Below are 9,099 nucleotides of genomic sequence, written 5' to 3'. Positions count from 1 at the left end.
CAAGCCGCCCTGGTCTCCGAATCCGCCCCGAGACCGGAAGCCGCCCCGGTCTCCGAAGCCACCCCCACGCCCCAAGCCGCCCCGGTCTCCGAAGCCACCCCCACGCCCGAAGCCACCCCAGCCGCCGCGCCCCCCGAGGCCCCACCAGCCCCCCTCACCCCCGAGGCCGCCGCCCTGCGCGACCGCATCCTCGCCTGGGACCGGCGCATGGACGCCGACAGCACCGGCGCCGCGGCGTACGCGGCCGTGCGCGCGGCGGTCGTACGCGGGCTGGCGGCGCACCCGGTCCTCGCCCCGGCGTCCGTGCCGCCCGCGTACCCCGAGGTGCTCCTGCCGTGGCTCGCGCTCGTGCCGCGCGTCGGCCACGCCCTGGAGCACCTGCTGCGCACGGAGGACCTGTACGGCATCGACCGCGCCGCGACCGTCCGCGCCGCGCTGGAGGAGGTCGCCGCGTCGCCGCAGTCCGGCACCTGGGGCGACACCCACCGCCTGGCCCCCTGGCGGGCGCTGCCGGACACCGCCACCGCCCCCGGGGACGAACCGGGCCTCTCCGGCGACCACGACTGCGTCCTGTGCACCTCCCCGGTGCCCGGCCTCACCGACCGCGCCGCACGCGGCCCGGCCGCGCGGTACGTCTGGGACCTGGCCGACCGCGCGAACAGCCGCTGGGTGGTGCCGCACGGCGCCTCGGGCCTCCCCGGCTCACCCCACCACCACGACCAGCAGCCCCTGTGGCTTGACGGCGAACTCGCCCCGGTGGTCACCGACTTCGACCGGCTCACCAAGGAATCCGATGAATCCGATGAATCCGATGAATCCGATGAATCCGATGACTGACACCCCCGCGACCCCGTACGCCGCCCGCACCCCGGTCCACGAGCAGCACCTCGACGGCTTCGGCACCGTCCGCGTCCTGCCCCTGGACCCCGCCGCGGACGCCGCGGTGGTCCACGGCTGGGTCGGTGAGGAACGGGCCGCCTTCTGGGGCATGAGCGACCTGACGCGCGACCAGGTCGCCGCCGTGTACGCGCACATGGACACCCTCGACACCCACCACGCCTTCCTGGTCGTGAAGGACGGCGAGCCGGCCGCCCTGCTCCAGACCTACGATCCCGCGGCCGACCGGGTGAGCGAGTGCTACGCCGCCGAGCCGGGCGACATCGGCGTCCACCTGCTCCTCGCCCCCGCCGGAACCGAGGGCGGGCGCCCCGGCTGGACCGCCGCGCTGTCGGGCGCCCTCATGGCGTACGTGCTGCTGGGCCTGGACCGGACGCGGATCGTGGTCGACCCGGACGTGGCCAACGAGAAGGCGATCGCCCGCTTCCTCAAGCAGGGCTTCACCGCCGGTCCCGCGGTGGTCCTGCCCGAGGTGGACCTGCCGGACGTGTACCTGCCGGAGAAGAAGGCGCAACTGGCCTTCCTGCGGCGGGAGGTAGCGTTCGGCGCGTGACTCCCGCGCCGGCACCGACCGCCGAAGACCTGATCGCGCACTACGCACTGGAGCCCATCCCGCGTGAAGGCGGGCTGTTCCGGCGCACCTGGGCGGGCCCCGGGCGCCCGGACGGACGTCCCGCCGGTTCCGCCATCGTCGCCCTGCTCACCGCCCGGCCGGGCGACTTCTCCGCCCTGCACCGCCTGCCCGCCGACGAGGTCTGGCACTTCTACCTCGGCGATCCCCTCGAACTGCTCCTCCTCGCCCCGGACGGCAGCACGCGTACGGCCGTGCTGGGACCGGACGTCCTGGGCGGGCAGCACGTGCAGTACACGGTGCCCGCCGGTACGTGGATGGGCGGCCGGGTGGGCGCGGGCGGCGCGTGGTCGCTCTTCGGCTGCACGATGGCGCCCGGCTTCACCTACGGGGACTACGAGCACGGCGACGCCGCCGATCTCACGGCGCGCTACCCGGCCGAGGCGGCCCGGATCGTGTCACTGTGCCGCCCATGACCCCCTCGCCCCCTTCCCCCGCCTCCACACACCTCCTCGACGGACAGATCGCCCTGGTCACCGGCGCGGGCGGCGGCATCGGCCGGGGGATCGCCCTGCGCTTCGCCGAGGAGGGCGCGGCGGTGGCGGTGCACTGCCGTACGGCGGTGGAGTCGGCGCGGGAGGTGGCGGAACGCATCCGCGGCCGGGGCGGACGCGCCAGCGTCCTGCGCGCCGACCTCACCGACGAGGACGCCTGCCGGCACCTGGTCGGGGAGGCCGCCGAGTGGGGCGGCGGACGGCTCGACGCGCTGGTCAACAACGCGGGCGTGCAGCCGCTGCGGGAACTGCCCGACATGACGGCGACCGAGTGGCGGGAGGTGGTGGACACCAACCTGACCGGCGTCTTCGCGTGCACGCAGGCCGCGGCGGCCGTCATGCGCGCCCAGGACGGCGGCGGCACGGTCACCCACATCGCCTCCATCGAGGCGGGCGCCCCCGCTCCCGCGCACGCGCACTACAGCGCCTCGAAGGCGGCGGTGGTGATGCACGCCCGGTCGGCGGCGCTGGAGTACGGCCCGTGGGGCGTGCGGGTGAACTCCGTCTCCCCCGGCCTCGTCGACCGCGAGGGACTCGCCGAGGCCTGGTCGGAGGGCGTACGGCGGTGGCGGCGGGCGGCGCCGACGGGACGGCTCGGGCGCCCGGAGGACGTGGGTGACGCGTGCGTGTTCCTGGCCTCGCGGCTGGCGTCCTGGGTGACGGGCCACGACCTGGTGGTGGACGGCGGGGTGACGGCCCGCCCGTCGTGGTGAGGAGCCGCCGGGCAGCCAGGTGAGCGGGACGGCCTCCGCGTCCGTACGTATCCCCGAGGCAGTGGGCCCCGACGACGGAGATGCGACGTGAGGTGTGGTGACGATGCGCACGCTGGACGCCGGGGGCGAGGGGGAGGACGCGACCGGACACAGCGGTGGGGCCACGGGGGCCAAGGGGACGGAAGCGGTTCCCGGAACTGCTGGGACTGCCAGTCGTGCCGGGACTGTTGTGACTACCGGTTCAGCCAGGACTGCCGGGACTGCCAGGCCGACCGGGACTGTTGGCTCCGCCGGGACCGTCGGGACCCACGGGCCGGTCGGGACCGCCAGGCCGATCCGGACGGCCAGGCCGGTCGGGGCCGGGGCTGTCGGGCCCACCGGGACCGTCGAGACCACCGGGCCGGCCGGGACCACCGGGACACCGAGGACCATCAGGACCACCGGGACCACGGGGACCGCCGGGACTGTCGGGACACCGAGGACCACGGGGACCGCCGGGACCACCGGTCCGGCGGGGATCGCGCGGACCTCCGGGCCAGCCGGGCCGGCCGGGACCACCGGGCCGGCCGTGACGACCGAGTCCGCCAGGACCGCCAGGACCGCCGGGACCACCGGTCCGGCGGGGATCCCGCGGACCTCCGGGCCAGCCGGGCCAGCCGGTACCACCGGGTCGGCCGGGACCACCGAGACCGTCAGGACCGCCGGGATCACCGGGCCAGCGGGAAGCGCGGGGACTTCCGGGCCAGCCAGGCCAGTCGGGGCCTCCAGGCGACCCGGGGCCTCCAGGCCAGCAGGGACCTCCGGGTGAGCCGGGGAGTCCGGCGGCTGGTGCTGCTGGGGGCCGTGCTGGTCCTGCTCCTCCTCGGCGGCGCCGGACCGGCGTCCGCCCACGCCGCCCTCGGTTCCACCGACCCCGCCGACGGAACGGTCCTCCAGCGCGCCCCCGGCCACGTCACCCTGACCTTCAGCGAGTCCGTCGGCCTGCGCGACGACTCCTTCCGCGTCCTGGACCCGGGCGGTCACCGCGTCCGCACCGGAGCGGCCGGGCATGCGGACGGCCGGTCCGACACGGTCAGGGTCGCGCTGCCGGGCGGCCTGGGGGAGGGCACGTACACCGTGGCCTGGCGGGTGGTGTCCGCCGACAGCCACCCGGTCTCGGGCGCGTTCACCTTCTCCGTGGGCAAGCCGTCGCAGACGTCCGCCCCCGTCGACCCGGGCCCCACCGAGGACCCGCTGACCGCGACCCTCCACAAACTCGCCCGCTACCTCGCCTACCTCGCCGCCGCCCTGCTCATCGGCACCGCCGCCTTCGCCGCCCTGTGCCGCCCGCCGGACCCGGCCCCGTTGCGCCGCCCGCTGGTGGCGGGCTGGTGGACCCTGCTGGCGGCCACCGTCGCCCTGCTGGTGCTGCGCGCCCCGTACGAGGCGGGTACGGGGCCGTCGTCGGCCCTGGACGCCGACGCGCTCGCCGGCACTCTCACCGCGCGCCCCGGCGTGCTGCTGCTGATCAGGCTGGCGCTGCTGGCCCCGGTCGCGCTCTTCCTCGTCCGGGCGTCCCGCGCGGACCGCCGGGGGGAGCGCACCCCGCTCGCCGGTGCGGTGGGCACCGCCCTGGCCGTCGGCCTCGCCCTGACGTGGGCCGCCGCGGAACACGCCTCCGCCGGTATCCAGGTGCCCCTCGCGATGACGTCCTTCACCCTGCACCTGCTCGCCACCGCGGTCTGGCTGGGCGGCCTCACCGCCCTGATCCTCACCCTGCGCGCCACCGCGGACGCGGCCACCGTCGCCCGCTTCTCCCGCCTCGCCTTCGCCTCCGTGACCGTCCTGGTGACCACCGGCGTCTACCAGTCCTGGCGCGGCCTCGGCTCCTGGCAGGCGCTCACCGGCACGACGTACGGCAGGCTGCTGCTGGTCAAGGTGCTCCTGGTGGCCGTGCTGCTGGCCGCGGCGGCGGTGTCCCGGAGATGGACGACGGCCCTGGCGACGGCGCCGCTCGCCGTGCGCGAGCCCGGCCGGACGACTCTGCGCGAGCGGATCCCTCAACCGGCGGGCGGCCCCCCGGAGCCGGAGCCACAGCCGCAGCCGGAACGGCCCGCCACGTCCACGGACACCACGGGCATTGCAGACACCGCGGGCACCGGAGTCACCGCAGACACCCCCGCCCAGGCCACCCTCCGCCGCGCCCTCCGCCGCGGCCTGCGCCGCTCCGTCCTCGCCGAGGCCGCCGTGGCCGCGGTCGTCCTGGCGGTGACGACCGTGCTGACCGCCACCCCGCCCGGCCGCGCGGCGGACGAGGCGGCCCGGACGGCCGTACCGGCGGGCGGTGTGCTGCCCGCGTCCGTCACCACGATCCCGTTCGAGATCGGCACGGCCGCCCGCGGCACGGTCCAGATCACCCTGGACCCCGGCCGCACCGGCGACAACGCCGTCCAGGCCGTCGTCTTCGGCCCCGACGGCAGCCTGGCCGCCGTACCCGAACTGCGCCTCTCCTTCACCCTCCCCGACAAGGACATCGGCCCCCTCGATGCGGACCTGGTCGACCGGGGCGGCTACTGGAGCGCCAACACCCTCACGCTGCCCCTGCCCGGCGTCTGGACGATGAAGGCGACGGTACGGGTGTCCGAGGTGGACCAGGTGAGCGAGCAGCGCCGGATACGGATCGTGTCCTGAGGGGTGCTGGGGGCGCTACGGGTGCAGAACCACCTTCGTGTAGCCCTCGATCCGCTTGTCGAACTTGTCGTAGCCGGACGGAGCCTGGTCCAGGGGCAGTTCGTGGGAGACGACGAAGCTCGGCTCCGCCCTGCCCTCGATGATCATGTCGCGCAGCTGCCGGTTGTAGCGCTTGACGTTGCACTGGCCCGTCCCCACCCGCAGGCCCTTCTCGAAGAGCTTGCCGATCGCGACGAGGAGCATGCCCTGCTTGGCCTGCTCGTCCGGACCGCCCGGGTCGGCCGGGACGTAGAGCCCGGGAACGCCCAGGGCCCCGGTCGGACGGACCGTGTTGACCAGCGAGTTCAGGACGGTCGCCGGTTCCTCCTTGCCCGTCCCGCCCGCCGTCGCCTGGTAGCCGACGGCGTCCACGCCCTTGTCCGTGCCGGCGCCCTCGGTCTGCTCCTTGATCTGCTCGACCGGGTCGCCCGCGGAGAAGTCGACGGGCACCGCTCCGATCTCCTCGGCCTTCCGCAGCCGCTCCGGGACGCGGTCGACGACGAACACCTTCTTCGCGCCGCGCAGCAGCGCCGAGTAGGCCGCCATCAGCCCGACCGGGCCGGCCCCGTACACGGCGACGCTCTCGCCGGGACGCACGTCGGCGAGTTCACAACCGTGGTAGCCGGTCGGGAAGATGTCGGCGAGCAGGATGAAGTCGCTCTCGTGCGCGTCGCCCTCGGGCAGCTTCAGGCAGTTGAAGTCGGCGTACGGGACCCGCAGGTACTCGGCCTGGCCGCCCTGCCAGGGGCCCATGGACACATAGCCGTACGCGCCGCCCGCGAAGCCGGGATTGACGGTCGTGCAGTAACCCGTGTAGCCGGCGGCGCAGTTGGTGCAGAAGCCGCAGGCGACGTTGAAGGGCATGACCACGCGGTCGCCCTTCTTCAGTCCCGTGACGCCCTGCCCGACCTGATCGACGATCCCCATGTTCTCGTGGCCGAAGACGATGCCGGGCTCGGCCGCGGTGCGCCCCTCGTACATGTGCAGGTCCGAGCCGCAGATCGCGGTCGACGTGACGCGCACGATCACGTCGTTCGGATGCCGGATGTCCGGCTTCTCGACGTCTTCGACCGTTCTCATCGTTCTCCGGACGATGAGACGGGGCAAGTCGGTAATCTCGGGAATATCAGGCGAACGAGACGCCCGCCGCGCACCGCACCGCGAAAGGAGGCCAGGAGGGGATGTCAGCGCAACGACTGGGAACTCTGCTGGTTCCCGTGCCGGGCCTGTCCGGTACCACCTACCCGCCCGGCACGACGGTGACCGTCCGCGGCCGCGGCGCCACCGTCGACGCCTTCGTCAACGGTGACTGGCTTCCACTGTCGTGGTGGGAGTTCTCCGACGGACTCCGCGAGGACATCGCCGACCGCTAGACGGCCGGGGCCCCGGCCGTCAGGAGGGCTCTTCGGTGGCCGGCCCTCCCTCACGCTCGGCCAGCCTGGCCTTCAGTACCGGGCTGATGAGCAGGTCGTAGACCAGGACCCCGACGACCCCGCCGATGAGCGGGCCGACGATGGGGATCCACCAGTAGCCGCTGAACCACTGGAAGGTGCCGGGCAGGGCGATGTCGCCCCATCCTTCGAAGAAGGTGAACAGGCGGGGGCCGAAGTCGCGGGCCGGATTGATCGCGTATCCGGCGTTGGTGCCGAAGGTGAGGCCGATCGCGACGACGACCAGCCCGATGAGGTACGGGTGCAGGTTGGACATCGGCGCCGTGTTGCGGGTGTCGATGAGCGCGCAGATCAGCAGGAGCAGGATCCCGGTGCCCACGATCTGGTCGAGCAGGGGACCCCACCAGGAGTCTCCGAAGTACTCTGCGGGGAACGTGGCGAAGATCGAGTACGTGTTCAGGGACGTCTCCCGTGTCTCGCCCGCCTTGGCGATGGCCGCGTCGATCGCCCACCGGTAGCAGGCGTACACGAGCGCGGCGGCGACGAACGCGCCCACGACCTGGGCGAGCCAGTAGGGCAGCACCTTCCGCCACGGGAAGTCCCGCCGTACCGCGAAGCCGAGGGTCACCGCGGGGTTGAGGTGTGCCCCGCTGATGCCCCCGGCCACGTACACGCCGAAGACGACGGCAAGACCCCACCCCCACGAGATGATGAGCCAGTTGGCGGGTCCGAAGTCAGCGGTCTGCCGGCCCGAGCCGGGCAGTCCGGCGACCGCGACGGCCACCGACCCGACGCCGAACAGGATCAGGACGAACGTCCCCAGGAACTCGGCGCACATCTCACCGCCGAGGCCCTTTCGATAACCGCGTCGATGAACAATGCGTTCGGCCACCGGCCCTCCTTCACTGGAAACGGAACAGACCAATCCGCTCCATACCCGCAAAGCGGTCCCTGGGCGGCTCAACCGGGTGAGACCGCGCCATGTCCCCGCGAGACTCCCCCTCGATGGAGCAACACGGGGACGCAAGGTGCAACCGCCAGGTTGCCAATAAACCCTCGACGTGCAACCATCCAATTGCAGTAAAGGTCAGCACTCAGCAGCACGGAGAAGGGACGATGGGACGACTCATGAACAAGTCGGCACATTCCGTGACCGAGACGACCGAGACGACCGAGACGGCCGAGCTCGACCGAATCTCCCGGCAGATCGACATCGACGCCCCGGCCGACCGGGTGTGGGAGCTGGTGGCCCGGCCCGGCTGGTACATCAACGACGGCGCGGTCGAGGCGGACCAGGACGTGCGGTACGAGGGCGACACGGCGGTGGTGCGCCATCCGTCCCTCGGCGAGTTCCGGTTCCGGACGGTGGAGCTGGACAGGCCGCGCTACGCGGCGTTCCGGTGGATCGGCACCCCCTCCCGCGACGAGTCGGCGCCTTCGACCCTGGTCGAGTTCTGGATCGACGAGCGGGACGGTGGCGGGGTGACCCTGCGGGTGGTGGAGAGCGGGTTCTCCGGCCTCGCCGACGACCCGGCGACCTGGCTCGAGCAGCGCGAGGGCAACGACAAGGGCTGGCTCACCGAACTGGCCGCGGCGAAGGCCTACGCGGAGCAGGCCACGCCCGTCACGCCCACCACGGGGCACCGGTGACCGCCCCCGCCCTGCCCGCCGTGTGCGCGGCGCTCGGCGACCCGACGCGCTGGGAGGTACTCGCCCGGCTCGGCGAGGCCCCGGTGTCGGCGTCCGAGCTGGCCAGGGCCCTGCCGGTGAGCCGGCAGGCGATCGTCAAGCACCTTGAGGTGCTGCGCGAGGTCGGCCTGGTCGAGTCCGAGCGGCGGGGACGCGAGGTGGTCCACGTCGCCGTCGGCGCCCGCCTCGGCGCACTGGCCCGCGAGCTCGACCGCATCGGCCGCTCCTGGGAGACCCGACTGCTCCGGATCAAGACACTGGCGGAACGCCCGGCAGCAAACCAACCCGAAGCGAACCGGCCCGAAGCGAACCGGCCCGAAGCAAACCCACCGGACTGAAGGCGCGCGCCTCTCACTCCGGCGAACACGTCGAAGGGCCCCTGTTTCCAGGGGGCCCGTCGACATCGTGCCCGGTGAGGCACTGGCGGAGGATACGAGATTCGAACTCGTGAGGGGTTGCCCCCAACACGCTTCCAAATGTTCGTACGTCCGTACGGTGGGAGCCGTATCTGTCCTGACCTGCGGCGGAGCCGCTTGGATGCCTCCGTGTGAACGGGCCCGGACGGAGGCGAATGC

The 9,099-nt window shown here is 73.4% G+C and carries 10 protein-coding genes; 8 read left to right on the top strand and 2 right to left on the bottom strand.

Annotated features, from left to right (window positions below; translation table 11 throughout):
* From ACFV9J_RS26560 to ACFV9J_RS26540, 5 genes are all read left to right on the top strand, one after another.
* A partial coding sequence (locus ACFV9J_RS26560) for a penicillin acylase family protein (protein ID WP_385357823.1) occupies positions 1-837 on the top strand: 837 nt, incomplete at its 5' end.
* A complete protein-coding gene (locus tag ACFV9J_RS26555; RefSeq protein ID WP_385357820.1) occupies positions 830-1,450 on the top strand; it encodes a GNAT family N-acetyltransferase in 621 nt (206 codons plus the stop codon). The genes ACFV9J_RS26560 and ACFV9J_RS26555, both read left to right, overlap by 8 nt.
* Positions 1,447-1,944: a cupin domain-containing protein gene (locus ACFV9J_RS26550; protein ID WP_385357818.1), complete on the top strand. Its 498-nt coding sequence runs from the start codon at positions 1,447-1,449 to the stop codon at positions 1,942-1,944. The genes ACFV9J_RS26555 and ACFV9J_RS26550 overlap by 4 nt, the downstream gene beginning before the upstream one ends.
* The gene (locus tag ACFV9J_RS26545; protein ID WP_385357815.1) at positions 1,941-2,735 is read left to right on the top strand and encodes an SDR family NAD(P)-dependent oxidoreductase; all 795 of its coding nucleotides are present in this window, start codon (positions 1,941-1,943) and stop codon (positions 2,733-2,735) included. Before ACFV9J_RS26550 ends, ACFV9J_RS26545 begins: the two co-directional genes overlap by 4 nt.
* Positions 2,736-3,563: 828 nt before the next feature.
* A complete protein-coding gene (locus ACFV9J_RS26540) occupies positions 3,564-5,405 on the top strand; it encodes a copper resistance protein CopC (RefSeq protein ID WP_385357948.1) in 1,842 nt (613 codons plus the stop codon).
* A 15-nt stretch (positions 5,406-5,420) separates the two neighbouring features.
* On the opposite strand, the gene ACFV9J_RS26535 is transcribed toward ACFV9J_RS26540, so the two are convergent.
* Positions 5,421-6,524, bottom strand: a complete 1,104-nt coding sequence (locus ACFV9J_RS26535) for a glutathione-independent formaldehyde dehydrogenase (protein ID WP_385357813.1) — start codon at positions 6,522-6,524, stop codon at positions 5,421-5,423.
* A gap of 101 nt (positions 6,525-6,625) precedes the next feature.
* On the opposite strand from ACFV9J_RS26535, the gene ACFV9J_RS26530 reads away from it, so the two are divergent.
* Entirely contained in the window at positions 6,626-6,817 is a 192-nt protein-coding gene (locus tag ACFV9J_RS26530) for a hypothetical protein (protein ID WP_030190387.1), read from the top strand.
* A 19-nt stretch (positions 6,818-6,836) separates the two neighbouring features.
* Here ACFV9J_RS26530 and ACFV9J_RS26525 read toward each other — a convergent pair whose 3' ends face one another.
* On the bottom strand, positions 6,837-7,673 hold the full coding sequence (locus tag ACFV9J_RS26525; RefSeq protein WP_385357945.1) for an MIP/aquaporin family protein: 837 nt from the start codon (positions 7,671-7,673) through the stop codon (positions 6,837-6,839).
* A gap of 278 nt (positions 7,674-7,951) precedes the next feature.
* Between ACFV9J_RS26525 and ACFV9J_RS26520 the strand changes: the two genes are divergently transcribed.
* Positions 7,952-8,485 carry an ATPase gene (locus ACFV9J_RS26520; protein WP_385357810.1) on the top strand — a complete coding sequence of 178 codons (534 nt, stop codon included), beginning with the start codon at positions 7,952-7,954 and terminating at the stop codon, positions 8,483-8,485.
* Entirely contained in the window at positions 8,482-8,862 is a 381-nt protein-coding gene (locus tag ACFV9J_RS26515) for an ArsR/SmtB family transcription factor (RefSeq protein ID WP_385357807.1), read from the top strand. Before ACFV9J_RS26520 ends, ACFV9J_RS26515 begins: the two co-directional genes overlap by 4 nt.
* The last annotated feature ends 237 nt before the right edge of the window (positions 8,863-9,099 follow it).

The sequence above is a fragment of the Streptomyces sp. NPDC059906 genome (assembly GCF_042730645.1).
Classification (GTDB): Bacteria; Actinomycetota; Actinomycetes; order Streptomycetales; family Streptomycetaceae; genus Streptomyces; species Streptomyces rubrogriseus.
Note: the sequence above shows the minus strand (reverse complement) of the source record. Positions and strands in the feature narration are given on the sequence as shown.